The organism is Nocardia sp. Marseille-Q1738, assembly GCF_965283145.1.
Genome location: NZ_CBDIMS010000001.1, coordinates 1,451,938 through 1,474,490, shown reverse-complemented (window position 1 = coordinate 1,474,490; position 22,553 = coordinate 1,451,938). Strand labels below are relative to the sequence as shown.

Annotated in this window: 1 protein-coding gene (running past one end of the window); it reads right to left on the bottom strand. The window is 69.9% G+C overall.

Translation table 11 applies throughout. The features are described from left to right. Window positions 1–3: 3 nt before the first annotated feature. Window positions 4–22,553: the 3' portion of a non-ribosomal peptide synthase/polyketide synthase gene (locus ACWPXK_RS06515; RefSeq protein WP_454195066.1), read on the bottom strand. The gene runs 21,274 nt beyond the window's last position; only the last 22,550 of its 43,824 coding nucleotides appear in the window; its start codon lies beyond the right edge, outside the window; the stop codon is at window positions 4–6.

The window sequence follows — 22,553 nt, the reverse complement described above, 5'->3', positions numbered from 1 at the left end:
TCTCTACTCCACGACGACGATCGTGATCTCGTCGCCGGCCGAGTCGGTCGGCTCGCCCGGTGCGACGAACCAGTGGGTGACCTCGGCTTCGGTGAGGTCGGCTTCCAGGTCGCCGGTCGGGAGGACCGAGAGGGCGCCCGCGGTGGCGGAGGCCAGGAACTCCAGCACGGCCGGGTGGCCGGAGGTGGCGGTGGTGTACGTGGTCGACTCGTAGGTGAGCTCGTGCTCCTCGCGCACCTGTTCGGCCCGCGCCAGCGCCTCGGATTGGGAGAGCGTGACGACCTCGCTTGCCGTGCTGACGACGAACGCCGGGTGTTCTTCGCCGAGCGGGCGTACTCGGTCGGCGTAGGACACCGGGTGCGACGGGGCCGCGGCGAGGTCTTGGCGCACCTGTGGGTCGTCGAGTGCTATCCAGCGGATGTCGCTGTCGGACACCGGTTGCAGGGTGATCCCGAATCCGGTGCCCGCGGCGGCGAGCTGCTCCGGCGTGAGGTCGCCCGCGAACAGGCAGGCCGCACCGGCCTTCTGCACCGCCCACGCCGCGATCACCGCGTCCACCGAGCGCGGCAGCGCCACCGCGACGACGTCGCCGGGTCCGGCACCGCGATCGATGAGCAACCTGGCCAGCTGCGAGGAACGCCGATCCAGCACGTGGTAGGCGACCTCGTCGTCCCCGGCCAGCAGCGCGGGCGCCTCCGGGTCCTCCTCGACGACCTCGGCGAGCACCTTGGCCACCGTGTGCGCGCCGACTCGGCCGACCGGCTCCGGCGCGGAAGACGTCGCCGCGACGCCGGATTCGACCAGCAGCCGCGCCCGTTCGTCCGCGTCCAGGATGTCGATGTCGCCGACCAGGGCGTCCGGGTCGCCGAGCAGCGCATCCAGCACCCGGACCAGTCGCTGGGCCAGGATCTGGACCTCGTCGGCGGTGAACCGGCTGCCCAGGTACCGCAGGGTCAGCTCGATGGTGGACTCCGCCATCACCAGCAGCGTCATCGGGTAGTGCGTGGCGTCGTTGACGCCGACACCGGTCACCGACATGCCGTCGATCGAGCTGGCGGCCGAAATCGCTTCCTTGTCCATCGGATACGACTCGAACACCATCAGCGTGTCGAACAGCGACCCGGTGCCCGCCACCCGCTGGATCTCGGTGAGGCCCACGTAGTGGTGCTCGAGCAGGTCGGCCTGTTCGTGTTGCAGCCGTTCCAGCAGCTTGCCGATGGTCTGGCGGTCATCGATGCGCAGCCGCACCGGCAGCGTGTTGATGAACAGACCCACCATCGACTCGACGCCGGGCAGCTCGGCGGGACGGCCGGACACCGTCGCGCCGAACACCACGTCACCGCGGCCGGTGAGACGTCCGAGCAGGATGCCCCAGGCCGCCTGCACCAGCGTGTTCACCGTGACGCCGAGTTCGGCGGCGTGCTTGGTGATCCCGCGGGTGCGGTCGGCGTCGAGCTCGGTGGTCAGCGTGCCGATCTCGTAGTCCTCCGCGCCCCGGGGCTGCGGTGCGAGCTGGGTGGGCTCGGTGACGCCGTCCAGCGCCGCCGCCCAGGCCCGCAGTGAAGCGTCCCGGTCGCGCCCGGCCAGCCAGCCGAGGAAGTTGCGGTAGGAGGCCACCCGCGGCAGCGCGGTCTGATCACCGCGCACCGCATACAGCACCAGCAGGTCCCGCATGAGCAGCGGCATGGACCAGCCGTCCAGCAGGATGTGGTGGGTGGTGATGGCCAGATGCCACTGCTCGGCGTCGCTGCGGAACAGCGTGAACCGCATCAGCGGCGGCGTGGCCATGTCGAAGTGCGTGGCCCGCTCCACCGCGACCTGACGCTTCAGTTCCGTGTTCCGCGCCTCGGCGGGCAGCTCGGTGAGATCCACCTCGCGCCACGGCGCTTCGACCCGATCCAGCACCACCTGCACGGCTTGGCCGTCGGAGTCGGTGACGAACGCGGTGCGCAGGTTCGGGTACCGGTCGATGATGCCTTGGGCCGCCGCCCGCAGCCGCGCCACGTCCAGCGTGCCGCCCAGGTCCACCACGGCCTGCATGGTGTACACGTCCACGGTGGACTGGGTCATCAGCGCGTGGAACAGCAGACCCGACTGCAACGGCGAGAGCGGCCACACCTCGGTCAGCGCCGGGTAGGTCCCTTCCCACAGCTCGATGTCGTGCTGCCCCACCCGCACCAGCGGCATGTCCGACGGGGTGAAGCCGCCCGCGTCCGGCCGCCGCGCGTGCGTGGCCAGCGCGGTGAGCGCCTCGACCCAGAGGTCGGCGAACTCCTGGACCCGGTCGGCGGTCAGCAGACCGGTCGGGAAGGCGAACGACGCGCCCAGCTGCGGGCCGTCGGCTCCCTCGGTGACGATCGCGTTGATGTCGATCGTCGCGTTGGCGGGCATGTCGAGGTCCATGTCGACATCCAGCTGCCCGAGGTCGGCCACCGGAACCCAGCCGATCTCGGCGAGCTGCTCGGGGATCTCCCCGGCCGACATCCGGCCCAGGTAGTTGAAGCTGATCTGACCGGAACCGCTGAGGCTCGGCGCGGTCTCCGGATTCAGCTGCCGCAGCAGGCCATAGCCGAGGCCCTTGTCGGGCACCGCGAGCAACTGCTCCTTGATCGACTTCACCACCTCGCCCAGCGCGGCGCCGCCGGCGAAGGCGTCGGCGAGGTCGGCACCGGCCAGGTCGAGCCGGACCGGGTAGGCGGAGGTGAACCAGCCGACCGTGCGGGACAGGTCCGCACCGGGCACCACGTCCTCTTCGCGGCCGTGGCCTTCCAGCTTGATCAGCGCCGCATTCGAGCCGTCGCCACGCCAGCGGGCGACCGCCATGGCCAGCGCCGACAGCAGGCCGTCGTTCACGCCGCCGCGGTAGAGGCCGGGGATCGCGGTGAGCACCGCGTCGGTGACCTCGGCGGGCACCGTGACCTCGACCCGCTCGACGGTGGCGAACGTGTCGACGGCCGGGTCGAACGCCCTGGCGCCGAGCAACGGGTCCGGCGTGGCCGAAACCTCCTGCCAGAACGGCAGTTCCGCGACCCGCTCCGGCGCGCGCGCCGCCTCGACCAGGCTGTGCGCCCAGCGCCGCATCGAGGTGCCATTGGCCGGCAGCGCCACCGGCTGACCCGCGACCAGCTGCGACCAGGCCACCGCGAAGTCCGGGATCAGGATGCGCCAGGACACGCCGTCGACCACGAAGTGGTGCGCGACGATCAGCAGCACATCGCGCCGCTCACCCTCGAAGGCGAACCACACGAACTGCGCCATGGCGGCATTCGCCGGATCGAGCCCGCCCATCGCCGTGTCCAGCGCCTCGGTGGCGACCCGCGCCAGCTCCGCGTCGTCGGCGTCGGCGGCCAGGTCGACCCGGCGCACCAAGGCGCCGACGTCGACCGCACCCTTCGGCAGCGCCTCGAACGTCCAGTCCGCGCCGGTGCGGCGCAACCGCGACCGGAGCACGTCGTGGTGGTCGAAGACCGCCGCGATGGTGCCGACCAGGGTCTCCCGGTCGATGCCGTCGGGCAGCCGCAGCGCCATGGTCTGCGAGAACCGCTGGTAGGACGAGCCGCTCGCGAGGATCTGCCGCATGATCGGGGTCAGCGGGATCTCGCCGACACCGCCGCCGGGCAGTTCCTCCAGCCGCGCCTGCTCGGCGCCCGCGCCGAACGTGGCGATCTCCGCCAGCGAGGCCACGCTGCGCCGCTCGAACACGTCACGCGGGGTGAACAGCACACCGCGCGCCTTGGCCCGGGAGACCAGCTGGATGGACAGGATGCTGTCGCCGCCGAGCGCGAAGAACGAGTCGTCCAAACCGATCTGCTCGACGCCGAGCACTTCTGCGAATACCTCGGCGATGACGGACTCGACCTCGTTGGCCGGTGCGCGGAACTCGCGCGGGGCCAGCTCCGGTTCCGGCAGCGCCTTGCGATCCAGCTTGCCGACCGGGGTCAGCGGGATCTCGTCGATCACCACGATCGCCGTCGGCACCATGTGCGGCGGCAGACTGCGCGACGCGTACTCGGTCAGCCTTGCGGTGTCGATCTCGCGGCCCGGCGTGGCCAGCACGTAGGACACCAGGATCGTCGCGCCCGCCGCGGTCTGGCGGCCGAGCGTGATCGCGTACTCGACGTCTTCGTGCCTGCCGAGCACGGTGTCGATCTCGCCCAGTTCGATGCGGAAGCCGCGGATCTTCACCTGGAAGTCCGAGCGGCCGACGTAGTCCAGCTCCCAGCGCACCGACGGCAGCGCGGCGTTGCCCGCCCGCTCACCGGGTTCGGCGTACCAGCGCACCACGTCACCGGTGCGGTACATCCGCGCGCCCTCGTTGCTCCACGGGTTGGCGACGAACCGTTCCGCGGTGAGGTCGGGGCGGTTGTGGTAGCCGCGCGCCAGCGCGCCACCGGCCAGGTACAGCTCACCCGCGACGCCCGGCGGCACCGGGTTGAGGCGGTTGTCCAGCACCAGGGCCGACATACCCCGCACCGGGCGGCCGATAGTGATGTGCCTGCCCGGGGTGAGCGCGGCGTACGACGAGATGATCGTCGTCTCGGTCGGACCGTAGGCGTTGAAGTACTTCCGGCCCGGCCACCACTTGGCCAGCAGTTCCGGCGTGGTGACGTCACCGCCGACGGAGGCCACCTCGAGCGCCTCCATGCCTTCGGGGTCGACCGTGCCCAGCACCGCCGGGGTGATGATCGTGTGCGTCACCCGCTCGGTGCGCAGCAGCTCGGCCAGATCCGGGCCGCCGATGATGGTCGACGGCACGACCACCAGCGTGGCGCCGGTGTAGGCGGCGCACAGCCATTCCAGCACCGACGGGTCGAAGCTCGGCGAGCAGATGTGCAGGAACCGGTGGTGCGACTCGAGCTGGTACAGATCGGTCGCGACGCCGACCAGGCCGCCCATGCCCGCGTGGGTCACGGTGACGCCCTTGGGCATACCGGTCGAACCCGAGGTGTAGATCACATACACCGGGTGCCGCATCGCCAGCGAGGAGATCCGGTCGGCGTCGGTGACCGGCGCGGCGGACTGGCTCTCGACGAGCGCACCGAACTCCGGATCGTCCATCCGCAGCCACTCGACCTCGCGCGGCAGCTGATCCACGTACTCGCTCGCGGTGATACCGATGACCGCGCCGGAGTCGTTGACCATGTGCCGCATGCGGTCTTCGGGGTAGGTCGGGTCGATCGGCACATGCGCGCCGCCGGCCTTCGCCACCGCCCAGAACGCGGCGACCATCTCGTAGGAACGCGGGAACGACAGCGCCACGATGCGCTCCGGTCCCACACCGCGCGCGATGAGCACCCGCGCCAGGCGCGAGGAGTACTCGTCGAGTTCGCGGTAGGTGATCGAGCGGCCCTGGTAGCGCACCGCGATCTGCTCGGGGTCCAGTCGCGCGCCGCGCTGGAGCAGGTCCGGCAGCAGGCCGGTGGCCATGACGTCCTCGCCGTGCACGTGCGTGAGCAAGTGGTACTCCGCCGGATCAAGCAGAGGCAGGTCGCCGATCGGAGTCTCCCGGTCGGTGGCGATCGCGGTGAGCAGCCTGGTGAAGCGCTCGGCGAACACCCGCACGGTCTCGTCGTCGAACAGGTCGCGCGCGAAGGAGAATTCCGCGTACATGCCCGCGTCGTCGGGGTTCTCCCCGGCCTCCCGGATGGTCAGCGACAGGTCGAACTTGGCCGTGTCGACGTCGAAATCCACCGCGCCGACGTGCAGTCCGGGCAGCTCGAAGCTGCTCTCGGGCAGGTTCTCGAACGACAGCGCCACCTGGAACAGCGGATGCCGCGCGGTGGAGCGCTCCGGGTTCAGCAGTTCCACCAGCCGCTCGAACGGCAGGTCCGCGTGCGCGAACGCCTGCAGGTCGGCGTCCTTGGTCCGGGCCAGGAACTGGCCGAAGGACAGGTCGCCGTCCACGTGCGAGCGCAGCACCAGGGTGTTGACGAACATGCCGATCACGTCGTCGAGTTCGGCTTCGCCGCGGCCCGCGATGGGGGTGCCGATGGCGATGTCGTCGGTGCCGGACATGCGCGCGAGGAACAGCGCGAGCGCGGCGTGCACGACCATGAACAGCGTCGCGTTCTGCTCCCTGGCGATCTCGGTGAGCATGCGGTGCAGCTCGCCCTCGATCGGGAACACCACGCGCCCACCGGCGAACGACTGCGTCGTCGGACGCGGCCGGTCGGCGGGCAGGTTGAGCTCGTCGGGCAGACCGGCCAGCGCGGCGCGCCAGTATTCGGCCTGCTGCGAGATCAAACTTTCCGGATCGGTCTCGGAGCCGAGCACGTCACGCTGCCAGAGGCTGAAGTCGGCGTATTGGATCGGCAGCGGCGCCCAGCCCGGTTCCACCCCGGCCGAGCGGGCGGCGTAGGCCAGCATCACGTCGCGGGTCAGCGGGCCCATCGACCAGCCGTCCGCGCTGATGTGGTGCGCGACGAACACGAGGACGTACTCGGTACCCGACGCATCGGTGGTGTCGGCACCACCGCTTTCGGCCGCGACGCGGAACAGCTTGGCCCGCAATGGAATCTCGGTGGTCACGTCGAATCCGGCGGAGACCACCTCGACGATCCGATGGCGGATGTCCTCGGGTGCGACGGTTTCGGGTGTCAGATCCGGTACGGCCCGGTCGGCGGGCACGATCACCTGATGCGCCGCGCCACCCTGCTCGGGGTAGACGGTGCGCAGGGTCTCGTGCCTGGCGATCACGTCGCCGACCGCCTGCTGGAGCGCCGTGACGTCCAGGTCGCCGGTCAGCCGCACAGCCACCGGGATGTTGTTGACCGCGGAGGCGGTGTCGAACTGGTTGAGGAACCACATCCGCTGCTGCGCCAACGACAACGGAATCCGCTCCGGACGCGGACCAGCCACCAGAGCACGACGCCCACCAGCACCCGCATGCTGCTCAACCTTCGCGGCCAGACCGGCCACCGTCGAGGCTTCGAACAGCACCCGCACCGGGACACGGGCGTCCAGTGCCGCGCCGATCCGTGCCGCGACCTGCGTCGCCAGCAGCGAGTTACCACCCAACGCGAAGAAATCGTCATCCGCGCCGACACGCTCGACACCCAGCACCTCGGCGAACACCGACGCGACGATCTCCTCGATCGGAGTCGACGGCGCACGGAACGCCTGAACCTCGAACTCCGGCTCCGGCAACGCCTTACGATCCAGCTTGCCGTTGACATTCAACGGCAACGCATCCAGCACCACGAACGCCGAAGGCACCATGTACGACGGCAGGCCCGCGGTCAGCTCGGTCTTCACCTGCGCCACTTCGATACCCGCGTCGGGATCGACCGGGACCAGGTAGGCGACCAGGCGATCGCCGGTCTTGGGGTCGGACTTCGCGATCACCGCGGTCTGCGCGACCTGCGGCAGCGCCAGCAGGGCGGCTTCGATCTCACCGAGCTCGATACGGAAACCACGAATCTTCACCTGGAAGTCGGTACGACCCCGGTACTCGAGTTCACCGTTGGCATTCCAGGCGACCAGGTCACCGGTGCGATACATGCGTGCACCCGGCTGGAACGGGTTAGCGACAAACCGATCCGCGGTCAGGTCCGCGCGACCGAAGTAACCGCGCGCCAGCTGCGCACCCGCCAGATACAACTCACCGGAGACCCCGTCCGGAACCGGCCGCAACCGTGAGTCGAGGACATAGACCTGGCTGTTCCACTCCGGCACACCGATCGACACGGATGTCTCATCGGCGAGGGTGACCCGGTGGCTGGTGATCGACACCGCCGCCTCAGTCGGACCGTAAAGGTTGAACAGCTCGGTACGGGGATGTTCGCGCAGGAACCTTTGCGCGACCGAACCCGGCAGGGCTTCACCGATCGCCAATACACGCCACAACGAGTTCGGCATCCCGGCCGTCAGCAGCGCGTCGAGCATCGAGGGCACCACATGCAGGGTGGTGACCCACTCCCGCGCCATCAGCTCGTTCAAATACGCCGGATCACGATGACCATCGGGTGAAGCGATGACCAAGCGGCCACCGCAGACCGCCGCGGACCAGAACTCCCACACCGACAAGTCGAACGTCGCCGCGGTCTTCAACAGGATCGCGTCCGCGGCGTCGAGACCGAATTCGGTGGTTTTCCACTGCAACTGGTTGGCGATCGCCCCGTGCGGCACCGCGACACCCTTCGGGCGACCGGTGGAACCGGAGGTGAAGATCACGTACGCGGTGTTCTCCGGACGCAACGGCCCGACCCGGTCGGCATCGGTCAGCGGTGTGCTATCCACCGCACCGAGATTCAGTTCGTCGATCCGCACCAGCGGCGCGACATCGGTCTCGAACTCCGCGTCGGCATTCGACAGCACACAGACCGGTGCCGCGGTCTCGAGGATGTAGCTCGTGCGCTCGGCAGCCTGATCCGGGTCCACCGGCACGTATGCGCCGCCGGACTTGGCCACGGCGTACATCGCGACGATCAGATCGACCGAACGGCGGAAGGCGAGCGCGACCCGCGACTCCGGTCCGACACCGAGCGAGACGAGATGCCGCGCAAGGCGGTTCACACGCTGGTCGAGCACACCGTAGGTGATCGACTCACCGTCGTCGGTGACGAGCGCGACTTCCTTCGGCCCGGCCGCGACGGTGGCGTCCAGCAGCGACACCAGCGTCGCGGACGTGTCCACCGGCTGCTCGGTCGCATTGCGTCCGGAGATCAGCTGGGTCCGCTCGGTGGCGTCGAGCAGTTCCAGGTCACCCACCGGCGTGCGCGGCGCGGCGATGATCTCACCGAGCAAACGCGCGAACCGATCCACAAAGCCCTGCACCGTCTCACGGTCGAACAGATCGGTCGCGTAGGTGAAGAACCCGGTGATGCCCTCCGGCTCGCCCGCGTCGTCATAGCGGTCGGTCGCGATCAGGTGCAGGTCGAACTGCGACAGCTCGGTATCGATATCCAACCCCGACACACTCAAACCGGGCAGCTCCAGCGCAGCCTGCGCCAGATTCTGGAACGACAAACCCACCTGGAACAGCGGATGCCGCGCGGTCGAACGGACCGGGTTGAGCACCTCCACCAAACGCTCGAACGGCACATCAGCATTGGCAAACGCCTGAATATCCGTCTCACGCTGACGGGCAAGCAGATCGGTGAACGCCTCACCCGAATCCACCCGGGTACGGAACACCAAGGTATTGACGAACATACCGATCAAGTCATCCAGCACCGCTTCGCCACGACCCGCCATCGGCGTACCGATCGCGATGTCATCAGTCCCAGACAAACGAGACAACAGCACCGCCAACGCGGTGTGCACAACCATGAACAGCGTCGCACCCTCAGCACGCGCCAACTCGATCAACGCCTGATGAGTCCGGGCATCCACCCGCAACTCGACCTTGCCACCAGCGAACGACTGCACCGCAGGACGCGGCCGATCCGACGGCAAATCCAACTGATCCGGCAGATCGGCCAACGCCTGCTGCCAATACGCGACCTGCTTGGCAGCCAACGACTCCGGATCGTCCTCACTACCCAGCAACTCACGCTGCCAGATGCTGTAATCCGCGTACTGCACCGCGAGCGGCGCCCAGTTCGGCGCCTCGCCCGCCGACCGCGCGGCGTAGGCGATCATCAGGTCCCTGGTCAGCGGGCCGACCGACGAGCCGTCACCGGAGATGTGGTGCACGACCATGGCCAGGACGTAGTCCACCGAGCCGTCCGCCGCGGTCTGCGCGCCGTCGGCGATCTGGAACAGCGCGACCCGCATCGGCACCTCGGTGGTGACGTCGAAGATCGTCGAGGTCAGCGCCACCACGGCGGATTCGATCTCCTCGGGCGCGACCACCCGCACCTCCAGCCGCGGCACCGCTTGCGCGGGCGGCAGGATGACCTGCACCGGACCCGACTCGGTCTGCGGGTAGACGGTGCGCAGGATCTCGTGCCTGCTCACCAGGTCGGCGATGGCGGCACGCAGCGCGGCCACGTCCAGCGCGCCGGACAACCGCACCGCGATCGGCACGTTGTAGGCCGCCGACTGGGTGTCGAAGCGGTTGAGGAACCACATGCGCTGCTGTGCCAGCGACAGCGGAATGTGCTCCGGCCGCGGTCCGGCGGTCAGCGCTCGGCGACCGCCCAGGTCGGCGTGCTGCTCCACCCGCACCGCCAGCGCGGCGACGGTGGATGCCTCGAACAGCAGGCGCACCGGCACCCTGGTGTCGAGCGCCTCGCCGAGGCGGGCGGCGACCTGCGTGGCCAGCAGCGAGTTACCGCCCCAGGCGAAGAAGTCGTCGTCCAAACCCAGGCGCTTCGACGTGCCGCTCCCCTGGTCGCTGCGCTCCTGCCCGCCGGAAGCACCCGCGCGATCGGAGATGCGCAGCACGTCGGCGAAGGTGTTCGCCACGATCTGCTCGATCGGCGTGACCGGCGCGCGGAACACCGCCTTCTCGAAGGTGGGCAGCGGCAGCGCCTTGCGGTCCAGCTTGCCGTTCGCGTTCAGCGGCAACGCGTCCAGCTCGATCAGCACCGACGGCACCATGTACGACGGCAGCTCGGCCGACAGCGCCGATTGCAGTGCGCGCTTGTCGAGCGCGTCCGCCGTCCGGGGCACCACGTAGGCGACCAGGCGGTCGCCGATGCTCGGATCGTGGTGCGCGATAACGGCGGCCGCGCTCACCGTGGCCTGCCGCAGCAGCGCGGCCTCGATCTCGCCGAGCTCGATGCGGAAGCCGCGGATCTTCACCTGGAAGTCGGTGCGGCCCCGGTAATCCAGCTCGCCGCCGGCGTTCCACGCCACCAGGTCGCCGGTGCGGTACATCCGGGTGCCGGGCGCGCCGAACGGATCGGCGACGAACCGGTCGGCGGTCAGCTCGGGACGAGCGAAGTAGCCGCGCGCCAGCTGCGCGCCCGCCAGGTACAGCTCACCCGAGACGCCGACCGGCACCGGCCGCAGGCGGGAGTCGAGCACGTAGACCCGGCTGTTCCACTCGGGCGAACCAATCGATACGGAGGTCTGGTCGGCGTCGGTGACCAGGTGGCTGGTGATCGACACCGCCGCCTCGGTCGGACCGTAGAGGTTGTGCAGCTGCGCGGCGTTGTCGCGGCGCAACCGCTGGGCGGTCGCGGCGGGCAGCGCCTCACCGATGGCCAGCACCCGCCGCAGCGAGGCCGCCAGGCGGCCGCCCGATTCGGTGAGCAACGAGTCCAGCATGGACGGCACCACGTGCAGGGTGGTGACGCCGGTGGCGCGCATCAGCTCGTTCAGGTACGCCGGATCGCGGTGCCCGTCGGCGGACGAGATCACCAGACGGCCACCGGATACCGCGGCCGACCAGAACTCCCACACCGAGAGGTCGAACGTCGCCGCGGTCTTCAACAGCACCGCGTCGTCCGCACCGAGCCCGAAAACGCTCGTCTTCCATTGCAACTGGTTGACGATCGCCGCGTGCGGAACCGCGACGCCCTTCGGCTGACCGGTCGAACCGGACGTGAAGATCACGTACGCGGTGTTCGCCGGGGTCAGCGCACCGCGCCGCTCGGCCGCGGTCACCGGGGTGCCGGCGTATTCGGCGAGATCGAGGGCGTCGATCTGCACGATGTCGGCCGCGGACGTGCGGAAACCGTCGCGTCCGGTGGTCAGCACGCACACCGGTGCGGCGGTGCCGAGGATGTAGTCGGTCCGCTCGGCGGGCTGATCGGGATCGATCGGCACATACGCCGCACCGGATTTCGCGACCGCGTACATGGCGACCACGAGATCGGTGGAGCGGCGGATCGCCAGCGCGACCCGGTCCTCCGGGCCGACACCGCGGCCGATCAGGTACCGGGCCAGGCGGTTCACCCGTGCGTCCAGCTCGGCGTAGGTCGACTCCCGCTGACCGGTCGGCTCGTCGGCGACCAGCGCCACCGCCTCCGGCGTCGCGGCCACCGTGGCATCCAGCAACGACACCAGCGTCGCGGTGCGCGTGGAGCCTGCGGAACGCGCGGCGAGCAGAGCGTCGACGTCGTATTCCGTCTCGTTCCACGTGGTGAGGATGCGCTCGCTCTCCTGTGGCGCGAGCAGGTTGATCTCGCCCACCCGCACCGTGGCGTCGGCCAGCACCGCGTCGAGTACCCGCAGGAACCGGTCGGCGAAGCTCTGGACGGTGTCCTCGTCGAACAGGTCGATGGCGTAACCGAATTCGGTGATGATCTCGGCCGGGGTGCCGTCCTCGGCGTACCGGTCGTACAGCGTGACGTGCAGGTCGGTCTTGGCCAGCTGCGAGTCGAAGTTGACCGGGCTCACCGTGAGGCCGGGCAGCTCGAAGGTGGTCTCGGCCAGGTTCTGGAACGACAGACCCACCTGGAACAGCGGGTTGCGCGCGGTCGAGCGCACCGGGTTGAGCACCTCGACCAGGCGCTCGAACGGCACATCGGCGTTCGCGAACGCTTCCAGGTCGCGTTCCTTGACGTCGCCGAGCAGATCGGCGAATGAGTCACCAGCGTTCACTTCGGTTCGGAACACCAGGGTGTTGACGAACATGCCGATCAAGTCGTCGAGTTCGCGTTCGCCGCGACCCGCGATCGGGGTGCCGACCGCGATGTCGTCGGTGCCCGACAAACGAGACAACAGGACGGCCAATGCCGCGTGCACGACCATGAACAGCGACGCGTTGTGCGCGCGTGCCAGCTCGTGCAGGCGAGCGTGCCGCTGCGGGTCGATCTCGAAGCGAATCGCCTTGCCGTGGAACGACTGCGCGGGCGGGCGCGGCCGGTCGGCGGGCAGCTCCAGCTGATCCGGCAGATCGGCCAGCGCCGTCTTCCAGTAGGCCACCTGCTGCGCGGCCAGCGATTCCGGGTCGTCCTCGGACCCGAGCACCGCACGCTGCCACAGCGCGTAGTCGGCGTACTGCACCGGCAGCGGCTGCCACTGCGGCGCCTCGCCCTGCACGCGGGCCACGTACGCGGCCATCACGTCCCGCGCCAGCGGTCCCATCGACGAACCGTCGGCGGCGACGTGGTGCACCGTGAACGCCAGCACATGGTCGTTCTCGGCGATACGGAACAGCGCGACCGCCAACGGCACCTCGACGGTGACGTCGAAGGTGGTCAGCGCGAAGGCGATGACGGTGCCGAGCAGATCCTCCTCGGCAACCTCGACCGGGGTGAGCGCCACCGCGGACTGCGCCGCGGGCCGGATCACCTGATGCGGCCCGTCCGCCGAGCGCGGATAGGTGGTGCGCAGCACCTCGTGGCGAGCGAACACATCGCTGATCGCATGCTCCAGCGCGGTCACGTCGAGCGTGCCGGACAGCCGCACGGCAAGCGGGATGTTGTCCACCGCCGAAGTGGCCGTGTCGAACTGGTTGAGGAACCAGTACCGCTGCTGCGCGGGTGAGAGCGGGATACGCTCCGGGCGCTCCCCCGCCTCCAGGCTCGGCCGATTGCGGCCGGAGCCGGCGTTGCGCTCGACCCGCGCGGCCAGCGCCACCACGGTGGACGCCTCGAACAGGTCGCGCACCGCCAGCCGGGTGTCCAGGGCGCCGCCCAGCCGCGCGGTCACCTGGGTGGCCAGCAGCGAGTTGCCGCCGAGCTCGAAGAAGTCGTCGTCCAGGCCCACCCGGGCGACACCGAGCACGTCGCCGAAGGTCCCCGCGACGATCTCCTCGATCGGAGTGCCCGGCGCGCGGAACACCTTGGCCTCGAACACCGGCGCGGGCAGCGCCTTGCGGTCCAGCTTGCCGGAAGCGTTCAGCGGGAACGCGTCCAGCACCACGAACGCCGAGGGCACCATGTAGGCGGGCAGCTCGCCGCCGAGTTCCCCACGCACGGCGTCGATGTCCACCGAACGGCCCGCGGTCGCGATGACGTAGGCCACCAGCTGGTCGCCGAGCCGCTCGTCCGAGCGCACCACGACCACCGCTTGCGCGATCGAATCCAGCGCCGTGAGCGCCGACTCGATCTCGCCCAGCTCGATCCGCAGACCACGCAGCTTCACCTGGAAGTCGGTGCGGCCCAGGTACTCCAGCTCACCCTTGGCCGTCCAGGACACCAGGTCGCCGGTGCGGTACATCCGCTCACCAGGCGCACCGAACGGGTTGGCCACGAAACGATCCGCGGTCAGATCCGGACGCGCCACATACCCGCGAGCCAGCTGCGCGCCCGCCAGGTAGAGCTCACCCGCGACACCGACCGGCACGGGGTGCAGGCGCGAATCCAGGACGTACACCTGCGTGTTGAACACCGGAGCACCGATCGGCACCGACACCACGTCGTCCTCGGTCACCTCGTGGAAGGTGACGTCGACCGCGGCCTCGGTCGGACCGTACAGGTTGTGCAACCGCGCACCGGTCAGCTCACGCAACTTCTGCGCGGTCACCGCGGGCAACGCCTCACCGGAGGCGAAGACGTTGCGCAGGCTGGTGCATTCGGCCGCGCGCTCCTCCGCGACGAACACCGACAGCATCGACGGTACGAAGTGCGCGGTGGTGACCTGCTCGTCGGTGATGACCTGCACGAGGTACGCCGGGTCGCGATGACCGTCGGGCTTGGCGACGACCAGTCGCGCACCTACCTGCAAGGGCCAGAAGAACTCCCACACCGACACGTCGAACGTCGCCGGGGTCTTCTGCAACACCACATCGCTGCCGTCCAGGCCGTACTCGTCCTGCATCCACACCAGGCGGTTGACGATCGCCGCGTGCGAGACCGCCACACCCTTCGGGCGGCCGGTCGAACCGGAAGTGAAGATCACGTACGCGGTGTTGGCCGGGCACAGTGGCGCACGACGGTCCGCGTCGGTGACCGGCGCGTCCGAGTAGCCCGTCAGCGACACCACGTCGATCTCGATCGCCCGCGTCGCCCCTGCGTCGAACCCGTCGCGCGAGGTGGTCAGCACGCACACCGGACGGGCGGTGTCGAGCACGTACCGGGTGCGGTCGGCCGGATGATCCGGATCCAGCGGCACATACGCGCCACCGGCGACGCTCACCGCGTACATGCCGACCACCAGATCGATCGAGCGGCGCATGCCGAGCGCGACCATCGCGTCCGGCCCGACGCCCAGCGAGATCAGGTGGCGGGCCAAGCGGTTCACCCGGGCCGCAAATTCGGCGTAGGAGAGAGTTGTCCCCTCGAACGTCACCGCGGGCGCATCCGGGGTCCGCTCGACCTGCTCGGTGAACATCGAAACCAGCGTGGCGGCCGGGTCGACCGCGTGCGCGGTGGCGTTCCACCGCTCGACGACGTCGGCGCGCTCGACGCTGTCGAGCAGCTCGACGTCCCCGATGACCACGGACGCATCCGCGGCGATCGCGGTCAGCATGCGCACGAAGCGCTGCGCGATGCCCGCGATCGTGTCGACGTCGAACATGTCGGTCGCGTAAGCGAATTCGGCGGTCATGCCGTCGACGGCGCCGTCGGCGGCGAACCGGTCGGCGAGGTTGAGGTGCAGATCGAACTTGGCGGTCACCACGTCCAGCGGCACACCGGCCACGTCGAGCCCGGGCAGTTCGAACGCGGCCTCGCCGGTGTTCTGGAACGACAGCATCACCTGGAACAGCGGATGCCGCGCCTGCGACCGCGCCGGGTTCAGGATCTCCACCAACCGCTCGAACGGCAGGTCCGCGTGCGCGAACGCCGCGAGATCGGTGTCCTTGGTGCGCGCGAGCAGTTCGGTGAACGGTATCGCCGGATCGACCGCACTGCGCAGTACCAGCGTGTTGACGAACATGCCGATGGCGTCGTCGAGCGCCGCCTCGCCGCGGCCTGCGACCGCGGTGCCGATGGCGATGTCGTCGCTGCCGGACAAACGCGACAACAGGGCGGCGAACGTCGCGTGCACCACCATGAACAGGCTGGCGCCGTTCGCGCGGCCCAGCGCGTTCAGCTCGCGCAACAGCCGCGCGTCGAGGGAGAACTCGTACACGCCACCGCGGTTGGACGCCACAGCCGGACGCGAGCGGTCGGACGGCAGATCCAGCTGCTCCGGCAGACCGGCCAGATGCCGCGACCAGAACGCGACCTGCTGGGCGATCAGCGAGCCAGGATCGCTCTCCGAACCGAGCGTTTCGCGCTGCCACAGCGCGTAGTCGGCGTACTGCACCGGCAGCGGAGCCCAGGTGGGCGCCTCGCCGCGGGAGCGCGCCGAGTAGGCCACCATCACGTCGCGGGCCAGCGGCCGCACCGACCAACCGTCGCCGGAGATGTGGTGCACCACGAACACCAGCACGTGCGTGTCGGGCTGCGAGCCGTCCATCGAGCCGGCGATGCGGAACAGCTGCGCCCGCACCGGCACCTCGGTGGTGACGTCGAAGCCGGTCAGCACCAGTTCGCTGATCCGCTCCTGGATCTCGTCCTCGGCGACCTCGATCGGGGTGAGATCGAGCGCGCTCTGCCCGGCGGGCAGCACGACCTGCACGCCTTGACCGTCGGCGGTCTCCGGGTAGACGGTGCGCAGCACCTCGTGCCGGTCCACCACGTCGGCGACGGCCTGGCGCAGGGCGTCGGTGTCCAGGGTTCCGGTGAGCCGGACCGCGAGCGGGATGTTGTTCACCGCGGTCCGGTTGTCGAACCGGTTCAGGAACCACATCCGCTGCTGCGCCAGCGACAGCGGAATCCGGGACGGACGCGGACCCGCGACGAGCTCGCGGCGGCGTCCGCTGCCCTGGTGCGCCTCCACCCGCGCGGCCAGCGCGGCCACGGTGGGAGCCTCGAACAGCACGCGGACCGGAATCCTGGTGTCCAGCGCCGCGCCGAGCCTGGCGACCACCTGGGTGGCGATCAGCGAGTTGCCGCCCAGATCGAAGAAGTCGTCGTCCGAGCCGACGGCGCGTTCGGCCTCGGCCAGGCCGAGCACCTCGGCGAAGGTGTCGGCCACGATCTCCTCGACCGGGGTGGACGGCGCGCGGAATTCCCGTGCCTCGAAGGCCGGTTCGGGCAGCGCGCGCCGGTCCAGCTTGCCGTTGGGGTTCAGCGGCATGGCGTCGAGCACGACGATCGCGGCGGGCACCATGTAGGACGGCAGCTGCCCGGACAGGTGCGCACGCAGCTGCTCGACGTCCACCGTCGCGCCGTTCGCGGGCACCACGTAGCCGACCAGCTGATCGCCGGTGCGGGCGTCGGATCGCACCACCGCGACCGACTGCGCGACCGTTTCGTGCGCGGTGAGCGCGGTTTCGATCTCACCGAGCTCGATGCGCAGACCGCGCAGCTTCACCTGGAAGTCGGTGCGGCCCAGGTACTCGATGGCCCCGGTGGCGTCCCGGGTGACCAGGTCACCGGTGCGGTACATCCGCGCGCCCGGCGCGCCGAACGGGTTGGCCACGAAGCGATCCGCGGTCAGGTCGGCGCGGCCGACGTAGCCGCGGGCCAGCTGGTCGCCGGCGAGGTACAGCTCGCCCGCGACGTTCGGCGGCACCGGGTGCAGGCGCGCGTCCAGCACGTACGCCTGCGCGTTCCACACCGGCAGGCCGATCGGCACAGCACCGTCCACCTGGTCGGCGACCGGGCCGTGCGTGGCGTGCACGGTGAACTCGGTGGGGCCGTACAGGTTGTACAGCGCGGCGTCGCTCACGCGGCGGATCGCCACCACTGCCTCGGCGGTGAAGGCCTCACCGGCGACGAACAGCGTCCGCAGCGAGGCGAGCGCTTCCGCGTCGGCCGGGTCGATGCCGCCGGCGAAGACGGTCAGCATGGACGGCACGAACGAGGTCATGGTGACCCGCTCGGCCGCGATGACCTCGGCGAGGTACTGCGGGTCGCGGTGGCCGTCCGGGCTCGCCACAACGATGCGGCCGCCGGTGCTCAGCGGGCCGAAAAGCTCCCACACCGAGACGTCGAAGGTCGCTGGGGTCTTGAACAGCACGACATCGTCCGCGCCGATGCCGTATTCGCCGGTGATCCAGCGGATCTGGTTGACGACCGCGGCGTGCGGCACCGCGACGCCCTTCGGACGGCCGGTGGAGCCGGAGGTGAAGATCACGTACGCCGGGTGCTGCGGACGCAGCGGCGCGATGCGCTCGGCGTCGGTGATCGGCGCGTCGGAGTATCCGGACAGGTCCAGCTCGTCGACGCGCAGCGTGGCGCGGCCCGCACCGTCGAACGCGTCGCGCGCGGTGGTGAGCACACAGACCGGGTCGGCCGAATCCAGCACGTAGTGCACCCGATCGGCGGGCTGGTCCAGATCCAGCGGCACGTAGCCGCCACCGGCGGCGTGCACCGCGTAGGCCGCGACGACCAGATCCACCGACCGGCGCATGCCCAGCGCGACCAGCGTCTCCGGGCCGACGCCCGCCTCGATGAGACGACGCGCCAGCCGCCGCACGCGGGTGGCGAATTCGGCATACGTCAGCGTCGCGGAGCGACTCGATGAGGGGTGGTGGTCGGGCGACGGGTGGGCGAGCGACGTTCCGGTGGCCGGGTCGACAACCGCGATCGCGTCCGGTGTGGCCGCTGCCTGCGCGGCGAACTCCTCGACCAGCGTGCTCACCGGGCCGAGGTCGCGTGCGGTGTCGTTCCAGCCGCGCAGCGCCTGCCGGGTCTCCTGCTCGTCCAGCAGCGCGATATCGCCGATCGGCAGATCCGGTTCAGCGGCGACGGCCTTCAGCAACCGGTTGAAGCGCCGTCCGAGCTCCGCCATGGTGTCCGGGTCGAACAGGTCGGTGGCGTAGATCAGCTCGGCGGTGATACCGGCGGGGGAAGGACCCGTGCCGTTGGTCGCCCCCGCGGGCGCGGCGCCGCGCTCGGAGAGCACCAGTTGCAGGTCGAACTTGGCGACGTCGATCGGCAGATCGACACCGCTCACCGTCAGACCGGGCAGCTCCAGGGTGGTCTGGCCGGTGTTCTGGAACGACAGCATCACCTGGAACAGCGGGTGCCGCGCCTGCGACCGCGCCGGGTTCAGGATCTCCACCAACCGTTCGAACGGCAGGTCCGCGTGGCCGAAGGCCGCGATGTCGGTGGCGCGCACCGAGCGCAGCAGTTCGGTGAACGTCGCGTCGCTCTCGATCGGGGTCCGCAGCACCAGAGTGTTGACGAACATGCCGATCAGGTCGTCGAGCGCGCGCTCACCTCGACCGGCGACCGGGGTGCCGATGGCGATGTCGTCCTCGCCGGACAGACGCGACAGCAGAACCGCGAGCGCGGTGTGCGCGACCATGAACAGCGTCGCGCCCTTGGTGCGGGCGAGTTCGGTGAGGTGGGCGTGGGTTTCGGCGTCGATCTCGAAGGTGTGCGTGGCGCCGCGGCCGGAGGCGACCGCGGGGCGCGGCCGGTCGGCGGGCAGATCCAGTTGCTCGGGCAGTCCGCGCAGGGTGTCCGACCAGAACGAGATCTGCTCGGCGATCACCGAGTTCGGGTCGTTCTCGGCGCCGAGCACCTGACGCTGCCACAGCGCGAAGTCCGCGTACTGCACCTCCAGCGGACGCCAGGCGGGTTCGCCGCCGTCGACGCGGGCGCCGTAGGCGGTCATCACGTCACGGGTGAGCGGCCCCATGGAGAAGCCGTCGGCCGAGATGTGGTGCACCACGAGGGCGAGCACGTGTTCGGTCGGGCTGATCTCGAACAGCCTGGCACGGAACGGCACCTCGGTGGTCACGTCGAACGCGGTGCCAACCAGCTCCGAAAGCGCCTGCGGCAGTTGTGCTTCGGTGACGTCGATCGGGGTGAGGTCCGGGATGACCTTGGCGGTGGGCACGGTCTGCTGATGCGCGGTGCCGTCCACTTCGGGGTAGAACGTGCGCAGCGACTCGTGGCGGGCCAGCACGTCGGCGACCGCGATCTGCAACGCCTGCCGGTCGAGCAGACCGGACAGCCGCACCGCGGCCGGGATGTTGTCCACGGCCGAGTCGGGGTCGAAGCGGTTGAGGAACCACATGCGCTGCTGCGCCAGCGACAGCGGGACCAGCTCGGGCCGCTGCTGCGGCACCAGCGCCGCGCGGGCACCCGCGCCCGCCTTGGTCTCCGCGCGGGCCGCGAGCGCGACCACCGTGGACGCCTCGAACAGTTCGCGGACGCCGAGGTCGGTGTCCAGCGCGGCGGACAGCCTCGCGGCGACCTGGGTGGCGGACAGCGAGTTGCCGCCGAGGGCGAAGAAGTCGTCGTCCAGGCCGACCCGCTCCAAGCCGAGCACGTCGGCGAAGGTGGCGGCGACGATCTCCTCGACCGGCGTGGTCGGGGCGCGGAACACCGCGGCCTCGAACACCGGCGCGGGCAGCGCCTTGCGGTCCAGCTTGCCGGAGGCGTTGAGCGGGAACTCGTCGAGCACGATCACCAGCGACGGCACCATGTACGCGGGCAGCTGCCGCGCCAGATCCTCCCGGACCAGATCCGTGTCCAGCTGCGCGTCCGGCGCCGCGATGACGTAGGCGACGAGCTGATCGCCGGCGTGCGCGTCCGAGCGCACCACCACGACCGCTTGGGCGACTTCGTCCAGCCCGGTCAGCGCCGACTCGATCTCGCCGAGCTCGATGCGCAGACCGCGCAGCTTCACCTGGAAGTCGGTGCGGCCCAGGTATTCCAGCTCACCCTGTTCGGTCCAGGCCACCAAGTCGCCGGTGCGGTACATCCGCGCACCGGGCTCCCCGTACGGGTTGGCGACGAACCGGTCGCCGGTCAGGTCCGGACGCGCAACGTAACCGCGCGCGAGCTGGGCGCCCGCGAGATACAGCTCACCCGCGACACCCACCGGAACCGGACGCAGACGCGCGTCCAGCACGTAGACCTGGGTGTTGAACACCGGAGCGCCGATCGGCACCGTCTCGGTGTCGGAGTCGATGACCTCGTGGAAGGTGACGTCGACCGCGGCCTCGGTCGGACCGTACAGGTTGTGCAGCGCGGCGCCGGTCAGTTCACGCAACCGGTGCGCGGGCTTCGGCGGCAACGCCTCACCGGAGGCGAACACCAACCGGAGCGAAGCGCACCGCGCCGCAGCGGCATCCGCCACGAACACCGCGAGCATGGATGGCACGAAGTGGGTGACGCTCACCCGTTCCGCGCTGATCACCTCGGCGAGGTAGGCCGGATCGCGATGCCCGTCCGGCTTCGCGACCACCAGGCGAGCGCCGATCTGCAACGGCCAGAAGAACTCCCACACCGACACGTCGAACGTCGCGGGCGTCTTCTGCAACACCACGTCATCCGCACGCAGCTGGTAGGCGGTCTGCATCCAGACCAGCCGGTTGACGATCGCCCCGTGCGGGACCGCCACACCCTTCGGGCGGCCGGTCGAACCGGAGGTGAAGATCACGTACGCGGTGTTCGACGGACGCAGCGGCGCACGGCGGTCGGCGTCGGTGATCGGCGCCTCCGACAGCCCCTTCAGGTCGAGCAGGTCGATGCGCACCTGCGCGGTGTCGATGTCCAGATCGCTGCCGGAGGTCAGCACGCACACCGGATCGGCCGTGGCGAGGATGTATTCCGTGCGCTCGGCCGGGTGATCCGGGTCCAGCGGCACGTAGGCGCCACCGGCCACGGCGACGGCGTACATGCCGACAACCAGATCGATCGAACGCCGCATGCCCAGCGCCACATAGGATTCCGCGCCGACTCCGCGGGCGATCAGCCAGCGCGCCAGCTGGTTCACCCGCCAGGAGAACTCGGCGTAGGACAGACTTGTCCCCTCGAACGTGATCGCGGTCGCGTCGGGGGTGCCTTCCACCTGGTCGTAGAACATCGAGACCAGCGTCGCGATGGGAGCGGAGCCTGCGGAGCGACCCGACAAGGCAGCGGCCACATCGAATTCGGTGGCGTTCCAACCGGACACCACGAGTTCGCGCTCGGCGTTGTCGAGCAGTTCGATGTCGCCGACGGAGACGTCGGGCTCGATGGTGATCGCGGTGAGCACCCGCAGCAGTCGGTCGGCGATGCGGTGCACCGTCTGCTCGTCGAACAGGTCACGCAGGTAGCCCGCGCGCACCCGCAGCCGCGAATCCAGCTGCGCGATCAAGGTCAGCGGATAGTGCGTGGCGTCGGCCGCATCGAGGCCGACCACCGCCATGCCGTCGATGTCGGAGGCCTGCGCTTGCAGACCCGCCGCGTCCACCGGGTAGGACTCGAACACCACGAGCGTGTCGAACAGTCCGCCGACGCCCGCGGCGGATTGGATGTCGGCCAGCCCGACGTAGTGGTGGTCGAGCAGGTCGGCCTGCTCGCCCTGGGTCCGGGTGAGCAAGTCGCGCACGGATTCCGACGGATCGAACCGCACCCGCACCGGAACGGTGTTGATGAACAGGCCGACCATCGATTCCACGCCGGTCAGCTGTGCGGGACGCCCGGAGACGGTGGTGCCGAACAGCACGTCGTCGCGGCTGGTCATCCGGCCGATCACGATGCCCCACGCGGTCTGCAGGACGGTGTTCGGCGTGACGCCCAGCGATGCGGCCAGCGCGGTCAGCCGCGCGGTGGCCGCCTCGTCCAGGTCGAAGAAGTACTCACCGGACAGCGAGGTGATCTCGCGACCGGCGTCCGGGCGGGCCAGCAGCGTCGGCTCGCCCACGCCGCGCAGCGCGTCCGCCCATGCGGCCAGCGACGCCGCGTGGTCCTGCTGCCGGGTCCATTCCAGGAAGTGGCGGTAGGACCGGGCGGCGGGCAGCGCGGAGCTGTCCGCGTGCGCGGCGTAGAGCACCAGCA